Consider the following 20,082-nt stretch of genomic DNA (forward strand, 5'->3'; position numbering starts at 1 on the left):
TGTATGCGCAAACTGCTGACGATATTGAATGCCCGGATGCGTGATTATTTTGCCGAAAATGGTATCCAAACGGCTTGATTTGAGTTTTGGTATTTTTGCCCGACGGGGTGAAAAATACAGTTGCTACACCAAGCTTATTGAGTGCAGCCTATATGGATGTGTGAAAACAATATCCATGCCGTTTGAACGCTGCTGCCTGATGATGCGGATTATTTCCGGTGTTCCAAAGGAGTAACTATAATGATTGATTATCTGAATATAAATCTAGATTCGAATTTCAGAAAGATTAAAATAAAAAAAGATAAGCCTATCGTGGCTTTAATCAGTCAAAACTTCCTAAAAACAATAAATTGCAATAATTTATTTGAATCGATTAAACAATATCCTTTATTTTGGATAATTCTTATCGGAGAGAATTCTAGTCTTTTAGAAGATGAATTTGATAATCTTTTGGAACTGGAATCAATCAAAAATAACAATATGTTAAATGTGGTAACAACTAATTTTCAATTTAGTGATTTAACAATAACAGATATAGAAGATATTGCTTATGAATTTTTATTTTTGCCCTGTCCGAATGGCAACTGCCAATATTTATCATTCTTAGATTTGAATCATGTTGCTGACAGGAAAATTTTTGATTTCATTAAAACACAGCTTAATAATAAAGTAACTTAGTAATCATAGGACGCCTTCCTCATAATACGATCGCAGAAAATTCATTGCCGGTGGTACATTCTTTTTCATCGTCAAACCCGCCGACCCAAAATCGCGCCTGTTTCTCGGACATATCGGCTTATTTCGTGCGGCTTATATGGCTACAGTTCATTTTTCAGACGACCTGAAAAGAAAGGAAGGTCGTCTGAAATCAACGAATCAACACTAAATCACCATCAACAAATCCTGCTGCGATGTGAGGTACTCGAAAAACGGCGAGGTCTGGCAATTCAACTGTCAGTTTCCGCACGATTTTAATGACTGTTTCCAATACAATTTCCCAGTTTTGACCATACAACACAGATAAGTCGGGCGCAGCAGCCATAGGATGAAAATTATCGTCATCCGGACATGCCCAATCATTATCGTTCTCGTCGAAATAGGTTGAACCGACTAGAGTGATTTGGTAAGGCTCGGCCAACTCGAACGACCAGGCCGCAAGATCATGCGGGATATCCTCCCGACTTACAGCCATCAACCAGTCCCTAAAGTTAGTTTCTAGTTTAATCTCGAAATTCATGTGTATGCCTTTGTTTGTAAAATAATTAATTGCCTTTGCTGCTTAACTTTTTAGGTAGCAACCAGCTACTTATCATACAATAGAATCAGAACATATGATTATATATTTACAAGGAGTAGGCATAATAATGAAACCCATACTATTTTCCATTGGACTAAGTTCTATACTCTTATTACTGTCTGAAGATGGAAAACTAGAAATGGGAAGTTTTTATCGTACTTTTCATTAAAAAAAGCAATATCTACATAAAAAATTTCAGGTTAAATCAAAAAACTACAAAACTGTAAGGTCGTCTGAAAACAACGTTTCAACGACCTCAAAATCATTATCTTCCATCACATAGAAAACTTTTTCATTCGTCAAATTTAGCATTCACTTCATGCGGATTGATACGGGCGTTTTCCTCCTGCCCTAAACCGACTAATTTACGCAACCGGGTCATATAGGCATTGACATCCAAACCGCGTCCGTATCGTTGCGCTTCCCAAATGGTTTCCGCCAGCGCATCCATCATGTCATGCTCGGCGCGTACCCAGTCGTTGTTATAACGTGCGCAAAGTTGCCGGTGAATCGCCCGTATGCCCGGTGGCTGGTCGATGGCTGCCTGCTCTTGAAGGGAAAGATGCAGCGACATGTGTAAAAAAGGATTGCTCTCTCCGTCTTCCGGCAGCCAGTTTTTATCTAAATAATCTTCAATGTTTTCAAGATAATGGGCGTATTCGGGATGAGATTCGATGATACGGAGGGCGTTAAGCTGAAGAGCATCCAGTTGCATCGGGGTCAGGCGATGTTTCCAAACGTGTGCGAAAAATCGGCGGACATCGTGGGTGTTGACATCGTACATGATAAGAATGGGAAATCTGTTGAACCGTTTGAGGGAAATATTTTAGAGATTGAGCAAAACTTGAATTTTGGCAAATAATGGATTTATAGCGAGACAGAACCTGATAACAAGTTCCGCCTCGCTATATTGCTATTACTGCTAAAACCCTTATTGATCCACAAACGCGCGCTCAATCAGGTAGTCGCCGCGTACACCGGTTTTCGGAGAGACAGTCAGACCGAAATCGTCCAAAACTTTGCAGGTGTCTTTCAGCATCGCAGGGCTGCCGCAGAGCATGGCGCGGTCGTCTTGCGGGTTGATTTTGGGCAGGCCGATGTCTTCAAACAGTTTGCCGCTTACCATCAGGTCGGTCAGGCGGCCGTGGTGTTCGTAGTCTTCGCGGGAAACGATGGGGTAATAAATCAGTTTTTCTTTAACCAAGTCGCCGAGGTATTCGTGTTCGGGCAATTCTTTGGTGAAGCGGTCGTAGTACGCCAAATCTTTTTTGTAGCGCACGCCGTGTACGAGGATGATTTTTTCAAATTGCTCGTAAATTTCGGGGTCTTTGGTGATGCTCAAGAAAGGGGCGATGCCGGTACCGGTGCTCAGCAGGTAAAGGTGTTTGCCGGGATTCAGGTCGCCGGCAACCAAAGTTCCGGTCGGTTTTTTGCTGATCAACACGTCGTCGCCGACTTTGAGGTGTTGCAGGCGGCTGGTCAGAGGGCCGTCTTGGACTTTAATGCTGAAAAATTCGAGGTGTTCTTCCCAGTTGGCGGAGGCGACGCTGTATGCGCGCATCAGCGGCTTGCCGTCCACCATCAATCCGACCATGACGAATTGGCCGTTTTCGAAGCGCAACGATTCGTCGCGGGTGCAGGTAAAGGTGAAATACGCTTCCGTCCAGTGGTGTACGGACAATACTTTTTGGGTATTGAATGCTGCCATTTGAGTTTCCTGTCGGTAAATCCGTCTGATCGCGCGGGTCGGGCGGATGATGGTTTTAAAAGGGTTTTCAGACGACCTCTCTCGCCTGTGAATAGATAATGCCGAATTAGAGCAAACGCGCAATTTTAAACGAAAATATTTATCATCACAATGCTTGCTGTCTAGCAGAGGTCGTCTGAAAACTTTTCAGACGACCTCTCGGACAACGCCTTACTTATCTAACGTTTCGCGGATGATTTCTTTAACGGCAGCCGCATTGTTTGGCACGACTCGGACGCGCTGCGGCAATTTTTCCAAACCTTCCAGCGCGGCGGGACGTGGAATGGCGACATCGCCGACGGCTTCGTGTATGGTCGCATCGAATTTCGCTGCCAACGCGGTTTCCAAACACACAACCGTCTCCCCTTCTTCGCGCACTTCGCGGGCGACTTTTACGCCGTCGGCAGTGTGCGGGTCGATGAGTTCTTTATCTTGCTCGTAAACCTGTTTGATGGTAGCGAGGCGGTCGGCGTGTGTAGATTTGCCTGAAGTAAAGCCATATTTGCCGCCGACTTTTTCCAAGGTAAACTGCAAGTCAAAGCCCTTGCCCGCCGCGACTTCCGCCCACAGCGTATTGATTTCCTGAGGATCGCGATCCATCAGGTCGAACACGAAACGCTCGAAGTTGGATGCTTTGGAAATGTCCATAGACGGGCTGGAGGTAACATAAGTATGCTCGCTGTTGCGCGGGCGGTATGCGCCGGTTTTGAAAAACTCGTCCAACACATCGTTTTCATTGGTCGCGACAATCAGGCGGCGGATAGGCAAGCCCATCTGTTTGGCGATGTGTCCCGCGCAAACGTTGCCGAAGTTGCCGCTCGGCACGCAGAAGCTGACCTGCTCGTCGTTGCTTTGCGTCGCCTTGAAATAGCCCGCAAAGTAATAAACCACTTGCGCGACGATGCGTCCCCAGTTGATCGAATTGACCGTACCGATATGGTATTTTTCCTTGAACGCTGCATCGTTTTGTACCGCCTTCACAATATCCTGACAGTCGTCAAACATCCCCTTCACGGCGATATTATGGATATTCTCGTCTTGCAGGCTGTACATCTGCGCACGTTGAAACGCGCTCATTTTACCGTCGGGCGACAGCATAAATACATTCACGCCCTTTTTACCGCGCAAAGCATATTCCGCAGCCGAACCCGTATCGCCGCTGGTCGCGCCCAAGATATTGAGTTCCCTGCCCTTTTGGTTCAACACATATTCAAACGCGTTGCCCAAAAACTGCATCGCCATATCCTTAAACGCCAGCGTCGGGCCGTTGGACAGGGCTTGGATTTTGAGGCCGTCGGACAAAGTACGCACAGGCGTGATTTCCTTAGTGCCGAACGCCGCTTCCGTATAAGTACGGTTCAGAATATCGCGTAAATCGTCCGCCGGAATATCCGTAACAAACAGGCTCATCACCTCAAACGCCAGCTCCGGATAACTCAAACCGCGCCACTTGTCCAAAGTCTCGCGGCTGACCTGCGGATAACGCTCCGGCAGCATCAAACCGCCGTCGGGCGCAAGCCCCATCAACAAAACCTCGCTAAACGGTTTATGCGCCGTCTCGCCGCGCGTACTGATATATTTCATGATTTCTTCTCTATAAAAACAAAAATATTGCCGATCAAAATAAGAAACCCGCCTGCGAACCATCCCGCAAGCCGCCCTATCCCGACCTTAATCCACTATAAACTTTCAGACGACCCCGATACACAGAGGTCGTCTGAAAAACATTATCTATACAAACGCTTGAAACAAGCATTGACGGTTTTCACCGTTACCGACGCAATCGCCCGATCGCGCGAAGAAGGATTCAAAACATCCATCAACTCTTGCGCAGACACCTGATTCGGCGCTTCCTCGCTCGCGCAGCCGCAGATTTTGTCTTCCCACTCGCGCTGTTTGTCCGCGCTCATCGTCAGCGCGATCAAACGCCACTCATTGCGCTTGTTCAATTCCGAACGGCACTGATGATCGACCGCCATTTTCACCACGCTGCCGCCGATACCCGTACCGCCGCCCAAACCGCCGAACGACGAATCCGAATCATAAGCGCAGCCGCCCAACAACGCCGCCACAGAAGCAACGGCAACCATCTTTTTCATATTCATAGCCATCCCTTGCCGCAAGGTCGTCTGAAACGCCCCGCAAAGTCTTTAAACAAACGCGTATTATACCGTAAGCAGTGTGAGATGGGGGATTGGGGAAAGTCGGGGTATAATCCGTCTTTTTTGGGAAAATAGAGGATTGATCAATGGATAACTCAAACGAAAACACGCAAAACCCTAAAGAGAATCAAGAAAAAACGGCTGAAAAAGGCAGTCAAGAGCATTCAGAGCATACCGCTAAAAATAAGCAGCCTGAATCAAAAGACAATGCACAGAAAAGAAATGAATCTACACGCTTATGTAAATTTTTTAAAAAGATTAAGGAATGGATATGCGCAAGCGAAAATAGAAACTCAAAGAAAACGTATGAAAATGCCGCAAAAAACGATGATGCTGCAAAACAGGAAGAAATAAAACAAGCTGAAACGGTTGAGCAACCAAAAGAGCAAAGAAAACTCTCTGATTATTTGGAAATCATCAGCAAAATATTTGGTATTTCGGCAATATTTGGAACATTTATTGGTGGATCTTTTATATACAATTATCTTAAAAACATAGGTCAATTAAGCATTTTTCCTGATGTAGTAACTAATCCATATGCTTTGATAGCTGCTACTATTGTTTTTGGATTTATATTATTATGTTTCATAACACAATTTATTCTTACATTTTTATACGGATATATCAAAGAATATAAAACAATACCTTATAAAAACGTTCACATTCTAATGCTTTTCTTTCTATTTTTATCATTCTTCTCTCTTGGAATCTACATCATATCTCTTTTTACAGACGATATATTGATAATAATAGTATTAATAGCTTTCGTTTCCTTATTTAACTTTATTTTTGTCCTTTTAGGTTCACTAACATTAAAACAAAGAATAGAAAAAAATATTTTAACTGCAACTATCTTTACTGCAATATTGCTTATTCCAATTATACTTATACCAAATAGCAATTCCGCTTTATCTTTTGCATCTAATCATTTCGTGCGTTTCGCTGAATCTTCTGGAAATTCTTCATGGTATTTATTGCACAATAACTTCCAACAAAACAACGGTTCTCAGGAAACCAATGGTATTGATAAAAATGACTTGATCAAATTAAAACAAAATTTCAAATGTTCTATTCTTTCAGAAAAAGAAAAAGCAGAAAAAAACATTGAATGTTCTTCGATTCCTGAACAACGCAACAACGCTCTATACGGCTATATGGCGTGGAATTTGGGCGATACTAAGTTTTTCTGCCCAGCGACTACTGATAACACTGAAGCTGACTTCACTAAAGATAAGGGCACTAAAGAACGAGAAGCAGCTGACAAAATAGCTGAAGAATGTATCATCATCAGCGGAAAAGCCCTGCAAATCATGCCAGAAAATTATCTTAGCACCAACACCGATGGCATTGACGACAGTAATCCTGACAATACCGGTCATGACGATCCTACAATTGATATTAAAACTGACGTTAAATTCAAAAATGACCTTAATGCCCAATCCAATGCCGGCTTGAATAATTTCAATATCCAACCTGTCCTGCCGATACAATCCAATGCAAAAAATATGTCAATCCAGATTCATTACGGCAGCTGTAATCATGATTCGCCAAGAAACAAGGATGGTCATCCTGATATAGGATACACAGACAAAAAAATCTGCCAGTAAGTTATGGCAAACCCATGCCGTCATTCCCGCGCAGGCGGGAATCCATCTTTGATGGATAAGCAAAGCCATAAAAATCAATCAACTGAAATTCACAAACGGATTCCCGCCTGCGCGGGAATGACGGCTGTGATATATCCTGTCTTTATTGTTCCCTTTGCCATCCGTCCGTTTTCAGACGACCTGCTATAATCCACGTCGTCTGAAAACCCTCTTTCACGGAAACCGCCATGTCCGACCTTTTCACCCGCCAACCCGATGCGCCGCTTGCCGAACGCCTGCGCCCGCATACGCTTGATGATGTTATCGGGCAGCAGCATTTAATCGGCGAAGGCAAGCCGCTGCGCGTGGCAGTGGATGGCGGGAAGCCGCATTCTATGTTGCTGTGGGGGCCGCCGGGCGTGGGCAAGACGACGTTGGCGCGGATTTTGGCGCAGAGTTTCAACGCCCAGTTTCTGCCTGTTTCCGCTGTGTTTTCCGGCGTAAAGGACATACGCGAGGCAATCGACAAGGCTGAAATCGCCTTGCAACAGGGACGCGCGACGATTTTGTTTGTCGATGAAGTCCACCGCTTCAACAAGGCGCAACAGGACGCATTTTTGCCCCATGTCGAAAGCGGTTTGCTGACCTTTATCGGTGCGACGACGGAAAACCCGTCGTTTGAAGTCAATCCCGCGCTGTTGAGCCGCGCGCAGGTGTATGTTTTGCAATCCTTGTCTTCAGACGACCTCAAGAAACTGATTGCCAAAGTATTGGCCTTGCCCGAATACCGAGATTTCACGATTGAAGCCGATGCGCAGGAGCTGCTTGTCAATACCGCCGACGGCGATGCGCGCAGATTGTTGAATCTGTTGGAACAACTTTTACGCGCCGCCGACACACGTCGTCTGAAAACCCTGACCGCCGAATTTCTCGCCGACAGTCTCGGGGCGCAAATCCGCCGTTTCGATAAAGGCGGCGAGAGTTTCTACAACCAAATCTCCGCCCTGCACAAATCCGTGCGCGGCTCGCATCCGAACGCCGCGCTGTATTGGTTCTGCCGTATGCTCGACGGCGGTACCGACCCGCGCTACCTCGCCCGCCGCATCGTGCGCATGGCGTGGGAGGACATCGGGCTTGCCGACCCACGCGCCTTCCAAATCGCCAACGATGCCGCCGCCACCTTCGAACGCTTAGGCTCGCCCGAAGGCGAACTCGCGTTGGCACAAGCCGTGCTGTACCTTGCCGCCGCCGCGAAATCCAACGCGGGTTACAAGGCATACAACCAAATGCGCCGTTTCGTCAAAGAAAACGCCAGCGACGAAGTACCCATCCACCTGCGCAACGCCCCGACCAAGTTGATGAAGGAATTGGGCTACGGACGCGAATACCGCTACGCCCACGACGAACCGAACGCCTACGCCGCCGGCGAAAGCTATATGCCCGACGGCTTGGACGAACCGGATTTCTACCAACCCGTCCCGCGCGGGCTGGAAATCAAAATCGGCGAAAAGCTGGAATGGTTGAAATCTCTGGATGAGGAAGCGTTGGATAAGCAGAAGTAAATGGTGTCTCACATTTCAGACGACCTGTTCCACAACGACGGTCAAATGCTTGTATCGTCAAGCTAATTTGGCTACAATCCGATTTTCCTTTTTCTTGCTGAATAATCGAACACAGAAAAAATCGCGGCTGCTGAACCCGATTTCCGAAACGAAGTTAGAAAGCAGATAATGGACAATTTAGACCACAGTCGCAGCCGTGCATGGCGGCGGCATCAAGCAAAACGACCCAGCCATCGCGTACACGGCAAAAACCCTTCTGAGGGTAAGCTCGAGAAAAAGTGGGATTTGATGTATTTCCGCAGGAATAAAGTCAAACGCGCGCAAAAACTGGGCTTTGTTTACCCCTTCAGGCAGCATGAATTTGAAGCCGAATGGTTTGATTAACTTAAAACACATTTCGACTCAATCGAGATGATTTTCACAAGGCGGATATTTCTCCGCCTTTTTTAATTTCTATGGACGCACTTTTTATTTGCAGCCGCAACCAATGGCGCAGCCCCACTGCTGAAGCGGTATTCCGACGCTATCCGAACGTACAGACCCGTTCCGCAGGCACAAGCCCTAACGCACGGCACACCGTTTCCATCAACGACATCGCATGGTCGGATAAGATTTTTGTGATGGAACAAAAGCATAAAAACCGCCTGTCGGCGCAGTTTCCCCGCGCTTTGCAGCATAAGGAAATCATTGTTTTGGACATTCCTGACGATTACCGCTATATGGACGAAGAATTGATCGAGATATTGAAGGAAAGCGTCGAGCCGTATTTGTCTGACAGCTAGCATATAAGGCTCTGAATAAAAGAAGGTAAAGGGCATAAATAAGGTTTCAGACGACCCCAAAGGTCGTCTGAAAATCCAATCATCGAAAAGAAAAACCGGATTCCCATCAAAGGAATCCGGTTTATTTTATTCCAAACTTAGAAATTCATTCTGACGCCTACGCGGACGGAGCGGCCCGGCTGCGGGGCGATGTATTTCAGCATGGCGTTTTGCGGACGTGTGGTGCGGTTGGCAAGATTGCGCGCACCGACAAACCATTCTGATGTTACCTTGCCTTGTTTGAACGTTTTAAGATACCGAAACCATTCAAAAACAAACTCTGCGGTTATCGAATTGCAGCAGCCATGTTTTTCAGACGACCCCTCCCTGCCGTATAATGCCGTTTTCTGTTTCCGCTTCCCAAACGACCATCATGACCGAATCCATCCGCCTCCCCGCCGCCTCGCTCAAACCCGCCACCGTCGCCCTGCCCGGTTCCAAAAGCATCAGCAACCGCACCCTGCTGCTTGCCGCCTTGTCCGACAACACTTGCGAAATCCATTCCCTGCTCAAATCCGACGATACCGACCGTATGTTAGAAGCGCTCGATAAACTCGGCGTTGAAATCGAATATCTTGCCGAAGGTCGTCTGAAAGTTCACGGCACAGGCGGACAATTTCCAAACCGCACTGCCGATTTGTTTTTAGGCAACGCGGGAACGGCGTTCCGTCCGCTGACTGCCGCACTTGCCGTTTTGGGCGGCGATTATCATCTGCACGGCGTTGCGCGTATGCACGAACGCCCTATCGGCGATTTGGTCGATGCGCTGCGGATTGCCGGCGCCGATGTCGAATATCTCGGCAACGAACACTATCCACCGCTTCATATCGGCGAGCGCCAAGACCGCGGCGAGCGTGTGATTCCGATTAAAGGCAATGTGTCCAGCCAGTTTCTGACCGCCCTCTTGATGGCGTTACCGCTGACCGGGCAGGCATTTGAAATCCGTATGGTCGGCGAGTTGATTTCCAAGCCTTACATCGACATCACTTTGAAACTGATGGCGCAATTCGGCGTACAGGTTGCCAATGAAGACTACCGCGTCTTCAAAATCCCCGCAGATACCCGCTACCACGCGCCCGAACACCTGCACGTCGAAGGCGATGCCTCCAGCGCGTCCTATTTCCTCGCTGCCGGCTTGATTGCCGCTACGCCCGTCCGCGTTACCGGCATTGGCGCAAACAGCATACAGGGCGATGTCGCCTTTGCCCGCGAGCTGGAAAAAATCGGTGCGGATGTGGTTTGGGGCGAAAACTTCGTCGAAGTCTCGCGTCCGAAAGAACGTGCCGTCCAAGCCTTTGATTTGGATGCGAACCATATCCCCGATGCCGCCATGACCCTCGCCATCGTCGCGCTTGCCACAGGACAAACCTGTACGCTGCGCAACATCGGGTCATGGCGCGTCAAGGAAACCGACCGCATCGCCGCGATGGCAAACGAGTTGCGCAAACTTGGTGCGAAAGTCGTCGAAGAAGCCGAAGCGATTCACATCACCCCGCCTGAAACACTGACGCCCGACGCCGTCATCGACACTTACGACGACCACCGCATGGCGATGTGTTTCTCGCTGGTTTCCCTGTTGGGCGTACCCGTCGTCATCAACGACCCGAAATGCACCCATAAAACCTTCCCGACTTATTTTGAAGTGTTCTCATCGCTGACCGACGCGGTTTAAAGTAGGAAGACATTTACCCAAACAAAAAGGTCGTCTGAAAATTTTCAGACGACCTTTTCTACACCACATTCAAATTAAAACCGGATTACAGTTTCCATTCGCTCAGTTTGGCAGCGTAGGCTTCCAAGTCTGCAATCGGACGGGTTGCCACGCCGCTTTCCATCGCAGCTTTGGCGGCAGCCGAAGCAACGCGCGGCAGCAGGCGTGAGTCGAACGGGGTCGGAATCAGGTATTCCGCGCCGAATTCGAATTTTTTACCGTAAGCGGCAACCACTTCTTCAGTTACTTCTTCTTTCGCCAAATCCGCCAAGGCATAGACGCAGGCGCGTTTCATTTCTTCGTTGATGGTCGTCGCGCCGACGTCCAACGCGCCGCGGAAGATGAACGGGAAGCACAATACGTTGTTCACTTGATTCGGGAAGTCGGAACGGCCGGTACCGATGACCACGTCAGGACGGGTTTCTTTTGCCAGCGGCGGCAGGATTTCCGGGTTCGGGTTTGCCATGGCGAACACGATAGGCTTGGCGTTCATGGTGTTCAGCATTTCAGGCGTCAGCAGGTTCGCGCCGGAGAGGCCCAAGAAGATGTCTTTGCCTTTGACGGCATCGGCAAGCACGCGTTGACCGTTGTCTTCAATGGCGTAGAACTGTTTGGACTCGTCCATACGGTCTTTGTCTTCGCGGGTTTTGTAAATCACGCCTTTGGAGTCGCAAACGGTAACGTTTTCGCGTTTCAAACCCAAATCGAGCAGTTGGTTCAAGCAGGCAATCGCAGCCGCACCCGCGCCGGAGCAAACCAAGGTCGCTTCCTCGATTTTGCGGCCGGTATAGCGCAGGGCATTCAATACGGCGGCGGCGGTAATGATGGCGGTACCGTGTTGGTCGTCGTGGAATACGGGGATTTTGCAGCGTTTGCGCAATTCGCGTTCGATGTAGAAGCATTCAGGCGCTTTAATGTCTTCGAGGTTGATGCCGCCGAAAGTCGGTTCCAACGCGGCGATGATGTCCACCAGTTTTTGCGGGTCTTTTTCATCGATTTCGATGTCGAATACGTCCACACCGGCGAATTTTTTAAACAATACGCCTTTGCCTTCCATCACAGGTTTGCCCGCCAACGCGCCGATGTTGCCCAAGCCCAAAACGGCGGTACCGTTGGAAATCACGGCAACCAAGTTGCCTTTGGCGGTATATTTGTACGCATTTTGCGGATCGGCATGGATTTCCATACAAGGAGCCGCAACGCCCGGCGAGTACGCCAAAGCCAAGTCTTTGGACGTGGCCAGCGATTTGGTGGGGGTAACGGAGACTTTACCCGGCACGGGGAATTCGTGAAATTTCAGTGCGGCTTCTTTTAATGAGTTTTCCATTTTTCGATCCTGTTGCGAGAGAGATGTTGAGACGAGGTCGTCTGAAACGTTGGTTTCGGGACGTTTGGCATTACAAAGCGGCTTATTTATTAACAAATAAACCTATTTTGTAATAGCGTGTAATTTTACCATGTTCCCAATGCGGCGCATACCGCTATTTTCATCTGAAACAAACAACCTCAAAGCAAAAACGTATCCTTTCAGACGACCTTCATTCGGTTTTAAACATCCATACCGAAACTGCGCGCCAACGCATGTTCGATATCCGCCCTCACCTCTTCCAAACTCCGGTTGCCGTCGATAAGCGCGTAGCGTTCGGGATGCGCGGCGGCGCGTTCGAGATAAACAGCACGCACGCGGGTGAAAAAATCCGCCTGCTCCTGCTCGAAACGGTCTTTCTCGCGCGTCTGCCCGATACGCGCCATCGACACTTCCAGCGGCACGTCCAGCAGCAACGTCAAATCAGGACCAAACCCGCCCTGCACCCAATTTTCCAACATTTCAATATCTTGCAGGGGTACGCCGCTCCCGCCACCCTGATACGCGAAAGTCGCATCGGTAAAACGGTCGGAAACGACATGAATGCCGTCTGCCAGCGCAGGCAGGATAACGTCTTCCAGATGCTGCTGCCGCGCGGCAAACATCATCAACGTCTCCGCGCGCAATCCCGCCTTGGTTTCAGGGTTCAACAAAATTTCGCGCAAAGCCTCGCCGACAGGCGTACCGCCCGGCTCGCGGGTGAACAATACGGGAAGGTCGTGGGATTCGAACCATCGGCGGATAACGGCAAGATTGGTCGATTTGCCCGCGCCGTCTATGCCGTCCAGAGTGATGAATTTGGGTTTCATAAGGTCAATTTTATTGAGAGAACGGATGTTCAAAAGGTCGTCTGAAAAGCAGGATTATAAATGCTTGATGGGGTTCGAAGTAGATTTTCAGACGACTTTGGATTCGGTTTTCAGACGACCTCTATGTTAACTGCTAGTAATATTGTTAAAGAACAAATAGTTCAGACGACCTCAAAGAAAGTATTGAGATCGTCTGAACTATAAAATTACTTTTTCGCAGCCCGAATTTTTTTCAAGCCATTCTCCAAAATAGTAACTTTCTCAGGAGGAGTTCCCCTATCCAAAGCATTCCACCAATTATTTACTGGTTTAACAAATAATTGGAATCCTTCATCAGTTACATTGGATTTTCGAATGATCAAATCTTCTTTGATAGAGCCATCCTCATTAAAGGGTTCAATATCAATAAGTAAACTATTCTTTTTAAGAAATGTCATAAGTGCAATAGACATTCTGATAATATCTTCACGATAGTCTTCATCAGCGTTTGCCTCCCAAAATGTCTGAAAATTAAATAATGTCACATCCATGATAATCTCCTAAGGTAATCTAATAATTTCGAATATTCCTTCAACATAAACCAAGCTTTTGCTGTCTCTAACATATACTCCACTGACACCTCTAATTCTTTCTTCTTTTGCTGCTGACTACTTTTTGAAATAGTCTTGCTAGTAACCTCTTAGGTGTATGTCTAAATCTTGGTATGGCCCGGCGGGCTTTTTGATTTCGGTGCGGACGAGCTGGTTTTCTAGGCCATATTGGTTTTCGCCGTCGGGTAGCTGCGGTAGATCAGGTTGTCTAATGCGTCGTAGGTGTTACGACGGCTGAACACATTACAATAAAGGTTGTCTGAAAGTTGTGTTTCAGGCAACCTCCATGTTGACCAGTAATAAGGTGTTGTTAAAAAGCAAATATTTCATATACCCTCAAAGAAAGTATTGAGGTCATCTTAACAGAATAAACCGCGTGCGTACCGCCCCCCCTACGCCAAACTAATTTAAACACACCTGGCTACGACAAAAACCACCCAACCATTCTAATGAAAACCAAACAACCGCCCTGCTTCCTCCGTCCAAAAGAAAAGATCGTCCGCATTAACCGCGTACGTCAACTCAACCCTGCTTATTGCGGTAATATTGCCCATCTGATCCGCCTGTACCTAAGGATTTGCCGCAATCCCTATCTGCATCTGCCGCGCGTACGCGCCAACCGCGCACCATGGCATTTTATCGAACTGGACGGTCATTTTTATTTGGATCTGGGACTGGGTTTGCCTACAGGCCGCAGCGAATGTGACTTTACCCTTCAAACCTGCCAACTTCCCGCTTGTCTGCAGCAGGGCGATGACGAGGCTGAAGAGCATTTCTGCGACATTCTGAAGGCAATGTTAATGATGTTTTACCTGCCCGTTTTTGCGCTCAATCAGTCTCAGTCCTGCATATGCAACAAAACCGTGTTGCTTCCTGAGACCGCTAAACCTCCACAAAATGATGAACAACGCACCAATCTGATTCAAAATCTATTTTTTAACAGTCATATAATGGATGCCCGCCGCAGGTTGATACAAGACGGGGGAATTCTGTATTTTATATTGGACGAAGCCAATCCCACCAAACGCCGCCCGTTGCGCGAATTGATAGATGAAATAAACATTCGACCTCAAACAAGCGAACCGGAACGGCAAAACATGAAAACCGTTATGACGTTTTATCGCGAAATGTCCGATTTCCTGCAATCCGGCCTACCGAAACAAATAAACGAAACAACCTAGAACATTAAGGTCGTCCGAAACCATGTATTACGAACTCCACCTTACTGCCACGCCACAACCTTCCTCTGTCCTTCCCCGTTTTCAGACGACATGTGCCGACTTGGAAGGCAAAGCCGTGCTAATCGAACTGCCCGAGGGCGAGCATCCTCAGCAACCGATGTTTTCCGCTGTGATACAGTCGGACGATTATCAAACCGTGTTTGAGCAATACATACAAAGCTTGCGCGATGCGGATCTGACGTTAGACAATCTTGTCTTGCCGCAATAAAGTTCAGGTCGTCTGAAAATGATTTTTCAGACGACCTCTCAGAAAGGAGCATTATTATGGGAATCCTCATTTTTAAAACCGACAAAACGAAATGGCAGAAAATGCTCATAGCTCTGTTAGGTTTATTTTTCTTAACTACGGCAATAGCCGGAGGAAATATGAATTTTCGTTCAGGTAAAAATGATAGTGATGTTTCAAGATTAGCCCATGCCAAAGCATTGGAAAGTAAATTAATTGGAGAAGAAGGGTCGAAATCCACGCAAAGCAATAGCTTTGAAAGATTGAATAAAGAAGGAAATAGAGATAAATTTAGAAAGTTATATCATGAATCAAAAAATATTCATGGGAAGATATATGCTTTAGTTTGGTTTTTCGATAATGATAAAAATTTGTACAGAAGATATAAGAATGAATTAAACCAAAATGAACACGTAATGATTCATCACGCAGATGTTAAATTGATTTCCCCGCTGTCTGATGTTTTCCCACTGATTGAATCAGGCTATTTAAAGAAACATATTTTGTATTGAATGTTCAATAAATCCTACTTCGCAATCTATTACTGCAATGTCAGAAAAGCTCATATTTGAGAAAGCCACTTACAGAGACCTTTGCAAAAATGGTCTATTAACGAAATTTGGCACCTAAGAGTACGCCAAAAAATTTTCAATTAACTAAAACCTTTCTGATATTGAGTAAAAAGTAGGAAAAATCAGAAAGGTTTTTCATTTTGGAAATGATATTGAGCATAAAAATTTAGTAACTTATATTATTGCAAAGACCTCATACACTTTATCCAAAAAAGCAGCCTGCACTTCCAAATTTCCAAGTACAGGCTGCTTTTCTGCCGTGCGGCGTGTTCAGGCGGCCAAAAATCCTATTTCGGCTGCTGAATATTAATCAAGCCCTTCAACACGCCGTCCAATCCGCCGTACACGGAAATCTTGTCGATTTTCTCGGTAACTTTTTCCAATGTTTCCAATTCTTTCAGCCGCAGGGCAGTCGGGTTTTCCTCCATCACGCGCGCGGTGTTCAGCAGCGAGCGTGTGGCGGCGGTTTCCTCGCGGCGGCGGATGTTGTTGGCTTGGGCGGATTTTTCGGCTTCCACTACGCGCGTTAAGATGCTGCGGATTTCGCCCGGTAGGATAATGTCTTTCACACCTGCACTGTCGATTTCCGCGCCCAGCGGCACTTTGGCGCGGATGAGCGCGGTCAGCTCCGTATCCAAGCCCTGTTTGTCCGCCAACAGTGTGTCCATACTTTTACTGCCGATGAGCGCGCGGATGGCGAACTGCAATTCGCGGTAGAGATATTCTTCGGGCGATTGATGCTGGGCAAACCATTTGGGCGCGTCCGTAATCCGGTAGTTGCACACCACATTGGCGCGTACGGTAACCTTATCTTCAGTCAGCAGCTCCTGTCCCGATACTTCGCAAGTCTGCAAACGCAAATCCGCCACTTGGCTGCCGACCGTCTGGTTTACCAGCCAATAGTGGTAACGCCCCTGCGTCAGAGGCGGTTGCTGCACGTTGTCGATATAGACCAATCCCTGATGGTGTTCGGGTACGTTTACCGTGTGCACTGCATTTTTAAACACAGGATGGCCGCCGAAATTGATGTTCTGCAACTGCTTCACTGTATCCGCATCGATTGCTAAACCTTGGGATAAATCAATACGTTGGATTTCATACGGCTGAGCCGCTTCGCGCCAGAACCACGCTGTTTCTTTGGGGCGGATCAGGTTTTGCAGCTTGCCGTTTTGCGACCACAGCAGCAATTCGTTTTCGCCGGCTTCCACGCGCTGCCAATGCGCCGCTGCGAGTTCGGGATTTTGCGCCGCCCATTGCGCCAGTTGCGCCGTATTTTCATACACGGGTATGCCTGTATCGGCAAACAGGGCTTTATGTTCCTCGCCCAACAGCAGCACATAATCGCCTTCGCCCAGCACGCGCATCAGGCGGTTGCGCTCGGTAATCAGCAGGCATTCGTTGGCTTTAACGGTATATTTTTGCAGGGGTTTGTCCAACGTGATGTGTGCCAGCAAAGCAGCCTGCACATTTTCGGGCAGCCAGTATTCGGTTTTCGGCTGCGTGTGCGTTTCGATTTCGCCATTTTCCGGCAACCAAAACGCTGCGTGTTCGCCGCTTGCCACGACCTTTGCGCCAAAATCCTGATGCCACGCCAACGTGTTTTGCCCCACAGGGCTTTCCAGCACCAGCCATTGCGGATTTTCAGGCTGCTCTTTCGCCCATTTCTGCGCGTCTTCCCATTGATGATACATTGCGTTGGCGGTGTGTTGCCGTTCGATTTCAATTTCGTTATTTTTCGCTCTCGCCTTGCTTTGCAGCAGATACCGCCCTTCGCCCAGCACGCGCTGCAAACGCCCGTTGATGCGGATAAGCAGGCGTTCGTGTTGCTCCACAACAAATTTCTCGCAGTTTGACGGCACTTGGTTGCGCAACAGCAGCGTTTCCTGCACGTTTTCAGGCAGCCAGTATTCGTTGTGCGCCAGCGTGAGCGTGTTCAATTCGCCTTTTTCAGGACGGAAAAACGCCCAATAGTCCGTATTGTCGGTTATGGTGAATACGGGCATTTCATCGTGCCATACCAGTGTATTGTGTCCGGCAGGGTTATGGACAATTTGCAGGAATTTTTCTGCCTTTTTGCGTTCCGAAGCGATTTTCAACAAACTGCCGATGCCGTTCCACTGCACATGCAGCACGGTCGCGTCCTGTTTGTGTGTTTCAATTTCCTTGCCCCAATGCCAAATAGTGTGTTTCCCCGCATTGAGAACGGTGTGCAGGCTGCCATCCAGCAGAACGATAAGGTGTTCGGTGGGTTTGACGACGAAATTTTTGAACATGACGTTTCCTTTTTAAAATGGATTGGACTTGGGCATTTCCGTTGCCCCAAATCCCGTTTCAGGCCGCCTGAAAACGGCAACCCGAAGAAATAGGGGCAACCTGCCGCTGCCGCTTGTGCAACAGCCAGAGGCGGCGCGCCCGTGTGTGTATCGGGGAGCATGAAAGCAGCGCAGGGCTTAAGTTTCACATCTTGCCTAAACCGTTTTGCCGTGCGCCGGTAACATGCCCGCCTTTGCGTCAGCCGGGCCGCAAGCCTTGCCCGTTGTCCTTGCGGTGTGGCGGCGGATAGGTTTCAGACGACCCCAATGGTGCAGGCTGCCTGAAACGCCGTCCGACACCGCGCCGCGCAGAAAGCGGCAGCAGCAGGTTGCGGTACTGCGTTTTTGGTTTTTGAGACCAATAAATGTCGGTTTTACAAACCATTTTCTATCGTGACAGGATAGTGTCGGATAAAGCCCCGACAGGCTTGGTTTTGAATACAGGAATCGAACCTGTTACACAAGGATTATGAGTCCTTTGCTCTACCCAATGAGCTAATTCAAATGCTTGTGTTGCGGGAATCGAACCCGCTACCGTCAGAATGAAATTCTGATGCTCTACCGAGTGAGCTAAACACTTCCATCAGCTTTGTGCTATGGGATTCGAACCCACGTTTGCGGACCCGTTGCCCGCCGTCTTATCCACTAGACGAAACACGCTTTTGCTTTTGGTTTTCTGCTTTCCGCCACTTTCGTAGCGCAGGATGCGGAATCGGCACGCCGCCCGCACAGTTCTGCCTGCCGCTAAACACGCAGAGCCGCTGCTAATCGCTTTGAAAAGCATGGACAGATTGTATTAAAAAGACAGCCTGAAAACAAATATTGATTTAGTAAGTTGTTTGCCATTCATTCCGAGCACTATTAAGCAGCCCATTAGCCGATAATGCCTCTACTACCTTTGCCGTTACCATTTCTTACAGCGGTTCCAAATCAAATATCATTAAGGGTTCGAACTATCTAAAACAATCAACCAAAATAAAAGGACGGATTTCCTTATCCGCCCCTTTTACATCAGTAATATCGCCAAGTATCCCGCATAAAATGGATAATCTCGTTTAATGGTACAGGTGAAAGCGTAAAATGCTTGTCACCCTTCTGCTGCTCTACTTCCAAAATCAACATACACCCCTCCGACAACTTACCCTCTCCGTCAAATTCCAATTCTTTAATTTTTACCGACTGTGTAATGCCGTTGTCTGCCAAATTTTGCTGATATGCTTCTCCAGTATGTCCGTAAAAATGGTAGGCAAAAGCAAGCTTATCCATCACTTCTGCAATTTCAACAGAGCCATAACCGCGCTGGCTGTCACCAAACTTATCATGCGTAATCAGCACATCGGGGTCATGTTTGCTTTTCAGGCAATCTTTAACCAAACGGCGCAGATTCTGACGTTCATATTCTTGGATAAATTCGCCATGAGGTCGTTGTTTTCTATCGCCAATACGGCCGATGCCGATTATTTCCAGCGATTCTCCTCCTTTTTGAAACACAAACGAATCCCCCGTTTTGAGTACCCAAACGCGCTCATAAGCATCAATGGTAAAAGCAGCCTGCTCGCTTTGCCGTTCTAATTCGTCTAAAAAACCATGATCTTCATGATTGCCACGTACGCAAAGCATATCGATATTAAGTTTATCGAGAAATCGGGCGATTTGAGGATTCGGTTGCACAAAATCGTCCATAAATCCCAATTCATTGCGATCTTTTGCAGCATGACGCAAGGTGGCTTTATCCATACAATCTTTACTGGGGAAAGCACCCATATCACCACATTGGAGAATCAAATCTATGCTTTTGCCTGTAATTTGCTGGTAGTGATGTACCAGCTTAAAAGGAAGTAAGAATTTGCCATGTATATCGGCGAATAGAGCGAAACGGAGCATGGGAGAAATTTCAATCAAATGAATGGAAATGAGGAGGCGGACATACCGACACCTTAAATATAAGACACATTTTATAGTCAATTAAAATCAAAATAGGACAGTAACGCATCGTCAAATCGGGCGTAATCAGACAATACGGTTCGCAGATACCGCTTAATATTCGCCCACACCTTCTCAATCGGGTTGAGCTCAGGTG

Annotated in this window: 20 protein-coding genes, 2 tRNA genes and 1 pseudogene; 9 read left to right on the forward strand and 14 right to left on the reverse strand. The window is 47.6% G+C overall.

Features of this window, described 5'->3' with window-relative positions; all coding sequences use genetic code 11:
• Nucleotides 1-240 precede the first annotated feature (240 nt).
• Entirely contained in the window at nt 241-678 is a 438-nt protein-coding gene (locus tag AAG834_RS11570; RefSeq protein ID WP_003756715.1) for a hypothetical protein, read from the forward strand.
• Nucleotides 679-868: 190 nt separating this feature from the next.
• Here AAG834_RS11570 and AAG834_RS11575 read toward each other — a convergent pair whose 3' ends face one another.
• From AAG834_RS11575 to AAG834_RS11595, 5 genes are all read right to left on the reverse strand, one after another.
• A complete protein-coding gene (locus tag AAG834_RS11575; protein ID WP_342032213.1) occupies nt 869-1,237 on the reverse strand; it encodes a hypothetical protein in 369 nt (122 codons plus the stop codon).
• Between the two features lie 352 nt (nt 1,238-1,589).
• Complete coding sequence (locus AAG834_RS11580) at nt 1,590-2,081, reverse strand: DUF1841 family protein (RefSeq protein WP_342032214.1); 492 nt, start codon at nt 2,079-2,081, stop codon at nt 1,590-1,592.
• A gap of 147 nt (nt 2,082-2,228) precedes the next feature.
• Nucleotides 2,229-3,005 carry a ferredoxin--NADP reductase gene (locus AAG834_RS11585; protein WP_342032215.1) on the reverse strand — a complete coding sequence of 259 codons (777 nt, stop codon included), beginning with the start codon at nt 3,003-3,005 and terminating at the stop codon, nt 2,229-2,231.
• Between the two features lie 210 nt (nt 3,006-3,215).
• On the reverse strand, nt 3,216-4,628 hold the full coding sequence (gene thrC / locus AAG834_RS11590; protein WP_342032216.1) for a threonine synthase: 1,413 nt from the start codon (nt 4,626-4,628) through the stop codon (nt 3,216-3,218).
• A gap of 143 nt (nt 4,629-4,771) precedes the next feature.
• Entirely contained in the window at nt 4,772-5,149 is a 378-nt protein-coding gene (locus tag AAG834_RS11595; RefSeq protein ID WP_083294161.1) for a hypothetical protein, read from the reverse strand.
• A gap of 143 nt (nt 5,150-5,292) precedes the next feature.
• On the opposite strand from AAG834_RS11595, the gene AAG834_RS11600 reads away from it, so the two are divergent.
• From AAG834_RS11600 to aroA, 5 genes are all read left to right on the forward strand, one after another.
• On the forward strand, nt 5,293-6,813 hold the full coding sequence (locus AAG834_RS11600; protein ID WP_342032217.1) for a hypothetical protein: 1,521 nt from the start codon (nt 5,293-5,295) through the stop codon (nt 6,811-6,813).
• A gap of 227 nt (nt 6,814-7,040) precedes the next feature.
• The gene (locus tag AAG834_RS11605) at nt 7,041-8,354 is read left to right on the forward strand and encodes a replication-associated recombination protein A (protein ID WP_342032218.1); all 1,314 of its coding nucleotides are present in this window, start codon (nt 7,041-7,043) and stop codon (nt 8,352-8,354) included.
• Nucleotides 8,355-8,522: 168 nt separating this feature from the next.
• The gene (locus AAG834_RS11610; RefSeq protein ID WP_040668071.1) at nt 8,523-8,738 is read left to right on the forward strand and encodes a hypothetical protein; all 216 of its coding nucleotides are present in this window, start codon (nt 8,523-8,525) and stop codon (nt 8,736-8,738) included.
• Nucleotides 8,739-8,809: 71 nt separating this feature from the next.
• Nucleotides 8,810-9,136, forward strand: coding sequence for a low molecular weight protein tyrosine phosphatase family protein (locus AAG834_RS11615; RefSeq protein ID WP_342032219.1), 327 nt, complete (start codon nt 8,810-8,812; stop codon nt 9,134-9,136).
• 412 nt (nt 9,137-9,548) lie between these two features.
• Nucleotides 9,549-10,847: a 3-phosphoshikimate 1-carboxyvinyltransferase gene (aroA, locus tag AAG834_RS11620; RefSeq protein WP_040668065.1), complete on the forward strand. Its 1,299-nt coding sequence runs from the start codon at nt 9,549-9,551 to the stop codon at nt 10,845-10,847.
• An 85-nt stretch (nt 10,848-10,932) separates the two neighbouring features.
• Here the strand turns inward: aroA and AAG834_RS11625 are convergent, their stop codons facing one another.
• The 3 genes from AAG834_RS11625 to AAG834_RS11635 all read right to left on the reverse strand — a co-directional run bounded on the left by AAG834_RS11625 (nt 10,933) and on the right by AAG834_RS11635 (nt 13,591).
• The gene (locus tag AAG834_RS11625; protein WP_003756682.1) at nt 10,933-12,213 is read right to left on the reverse strand and encodes a malic enzyme-like NAD(P)-binding protein; all 1,281 of its coding nucleotides are present in this window, start codon (nt 12,211-12,213) and stop codon (nt 10,933-10,935) included.
• Nucleotides 12,214-12,434: 221 nt separating this feature from the next.
• A complete protein-coding gene (gene tmk / locus AAG834_RS11630; protein WP_342032220.1) occupies nt 12,435-13,061 on the reverse strand; it encodes a dTMP kinase in 627 nt (208 codons plus the stop codon).
• Nucleotides 13,062-13,267: 206 nt separating this feature from the next.
• The gene (locus AAG834_RS11635; RefSeq protein ID WP_003756678.1) at nt 13,268-13,591 is read right to left on the reverse strand and encodes a hypothetical protein; all 324 of its coding nucleotides are present in this window, start codon (nt 13,589-13,591) and stop codon (nt 13,268-13,270) included.
• A gap of 509 nt (nt 13,592-14,100) precedes the next feature.
• On the opposite strand from AAG834_RS11635, the gene AAG834_RS11640 reads away from it, so the two are divergent.
• Genes AAG834_RS11640 through AAG834_RS11650 form a run of 3 tightly spaced genes read left to right on the forward strand, consistent with a single transcriptional unit; the run spans nt 14,101 to nt 15,630 of the window.
• Entirely contained in the window at nt 14,101-14,832 is a 732-nt protein-coding gene (locus tag AAG834_RS11640; protein WP_040668061.1) for a hypothetical protein, read from the forward strand.
• Between the two features lie 22 nt (nt 14,833-14,854).
• Nucleotides 14,855-15,100: a hypothetical protein gene (locus tag AAG834_RS11645; protein ID WP_040668059.1), complete on the forward strand. Its 246-nt coding sequence runs from the start codon at nt 14,855-14,857 to the stop codon at nt 15,098-15,100.
• Between the two features lie 56 nt (nt 15,101-15,156).
• Nucleotides 15,157-15,630 carry a hypothetical protein gene (locus AAG834_RS11650; RefSeq protein WP_003756669.1) on the forward strand — a complete coding sequence of 158 codons (474 nt, stop codon included), beginning with the start codon at nt 15,157-15,159 and terminating at the stop codon, nt 15,628-15,630.
• 347 nt (nt 15,631-15,977) lie between these two features.
• Here the strand turns inward: AAG834_RS11650 and AAG834_RS11655 are convergent, their stop codons facing one another.
• The 6 genes and pseudogenes from AAG834_RS11655 to AAG834_RS11680 all read right to left on the reverse strand — a co-directional run.
• Nucleotides 15,978-17,963 (reverse strand): slipin family protein, encoded by a 1,986-nt coding sequence (locus AAG834_RS11655; RefSeq protein WP_003756666.1) that lies wholly within the window; start codon nt 17,961-17,963, stop codon nt 15,978-15,980.
• Nucleotides 17,964-18,201: 238 nt separating this feature from the next.
• On the reverse strand, nt 18,202-18,387 hold the full coding sequence (locus tag AAG834_RS11660; RefSeq protein ID WP_040668056.1) for a hypothetical protein: 186 nt from the start codon (nt 18,385-18,387) through the stop codon (nt 18,202-18,204).
• 44 nt (nt 18,388-18,431) lie between these two features.
• Nucleotides 18,432-18,507: transfer RNA gene (locus tag AAG834_RS11665), tRNA-Met, on the reverse strand.
• A gap of 5 nt (nt 18,508-18,512) precedes the next feature.
• Nucleotides 18,513-18,582 (reverse strand) — tRNA-Glu (locus AAG834_RS11670).
• Nucleotides 18,583-19,013: 431 nt separating this feature from the next.
• On the reverse strand, nt 19,014-19,886 hold the full coding sequence (locus tag AAG834_RS11675) for a metallophosphoesterase family protein (protein WP_003756659.1): 873 nt from the start codon (nt 19,884-19,886) through the stop codon (nt 19,014-19,016).
• Between the two features lie 77 nt (nt 19,887-19,963).
• Nucleotides 19,964-20,082 (reverse strand): annotated as a pseudogene (locus tag AAG834_RS11680) (IS630 family transposase); the annotation flags it as partial.

This window comes from Neisseria sp. Marseille-Q2251 (assembly GCF_940793045.1).
Classification (GTDB): Bacteria; Pseudomonadota; Gammaproteobacteria; order Burkholderiales; family Neisseriaceae; genus Neisseria.

Coding starts and splice junctions, on each gene's coding strand:
- AAG834_RS11640 (WP_040668061.1), top strand. CDS start 14,101: ATGAAAACCAAACAACCGCCCTGCTTCCTCCGTCCAAAAGAAAAGATC.
- AAG834_RS11650 (WP_003756669.1), top strand. CDS start 15,157: ATGGGAATCCTCATTTTTAAAACCGACAAAACGAAATGGCAGAAAATG.
- AAG834_RS11595 (WP_083294161.1), bottom strand. CDS start 5,149: ATGAATATGAAAAAGATGGTTGCCGTTGCTTCTGTGGCGGCGTTGTTG.
- AAG834_RS11675 (WP_003756659.1), bottom strand. CDS start 19,886: ATGCTCCGTTTCGCTCTATTCGCCGATATACATGGCAAATTCTTACTT.
- AAG834_RS11625 (WP_003756682.1), bottom strand. CDS start 12,213: ATGGAAAACTCATTAAAAGAAGCCGCACTGAAATTTCACGAATTCCCC.
- AAG834_RS11610 (WP_040668071.1), top strand. CDS start 8,523: ATGGACAATTTAGACCACAGTCGCAGCCGTGCATGGCGGCGGCATCAA.
- AAG834_RS11580 (WP_342032214.1), bottom strand. CDS start 2,081: ATGTACGATGTCAACACCCACGATGTCCGCCGATTTTTCGCACACGTT.
- AAG834_RS11570 (WP_003756715.1), top strand. CDS start 241: ATGATTGATTATCTGAATATAAATCTAGATTCGAATTTCAGAAAGATT.
- AAG834_RS11605 (WP_342032218.1), top strand. CDS start 7,041: ATGTCCGACCTTTTCACCCGCCAACCCGATGCGCCGCTTGCCGAACGC.
- AAG834_RS11645 (WP_040668059.1), top strand. CDS start 14,855: ATGTATTACGAACTCCACCTTACTGCCACGCCACAACCTTCCTCTGTC.
- aroA (WP_040668065.1), top strand. CDS start 9,549: ATGACCGAATCCATCCGCCTCCCCGCCGCCTCGCTCAAACCCGCCACC.
- AAG834_RS11660 (WP_040668056.1), bottom strand. CDS start 18,387: ATGGTTTGTAAAACCGACATTTATTGGTCTCAAAAACCAAAAACGCAG.
- AAG834_RS11575 (WP_342032213.1), bottom strand. CDS start 1,237: ATGAATTTCGAGATTAAACTAGAAACTAACTTTAGGGACTGGTTGATG.
- AAG834_RS11655 (WP_003756666.1), bottom strand. CDS start 17,963: ATGTTCAAAAATTTCGTCGTCAAACCCACCGAACACCTTATCGTTCTG.
- AAG834_RS11585 (WP_342032215.1), bottom strand. CDS start 3,005: ATGGCAGCATTCAATACCCAAAAAGTATTGTCCGTACACCACTGGACG.
- AAG834_RS11600 (WP_342032217.1), top strand. CDS start 5,293: ATGGATAACTCAAACGAAAACACGCAAAACCCTAAAGAGAATCAAGAA.
- AAG834_RS11635 (WP_003756678.1), bottom strand. CDS start 13,591: ATGGATGTGACATTATTTAATTTTCAGACATTTTGGGAGGCAAACGCT.
- tmk (WP_342032220.1), bottom strand. CDS start 13,061: ATGAAACCCAAATTCATCACTCTGGACGGCATAGACGGCGCGGGCAAA.
- thrC (WP_342032216.1), bottom strand. CDS start 4,628: ATGAAATATATCAGTACGCGCGGCGAGACGGCGCATAAACCGTTTAGC.
- AAG834_RS11615 (WP_342032219.1), top strand. CDS start 8,810: ATGGACGCACTTTTTATTTGCAGCCGCAACCAATGGCGCAGCCCCACT.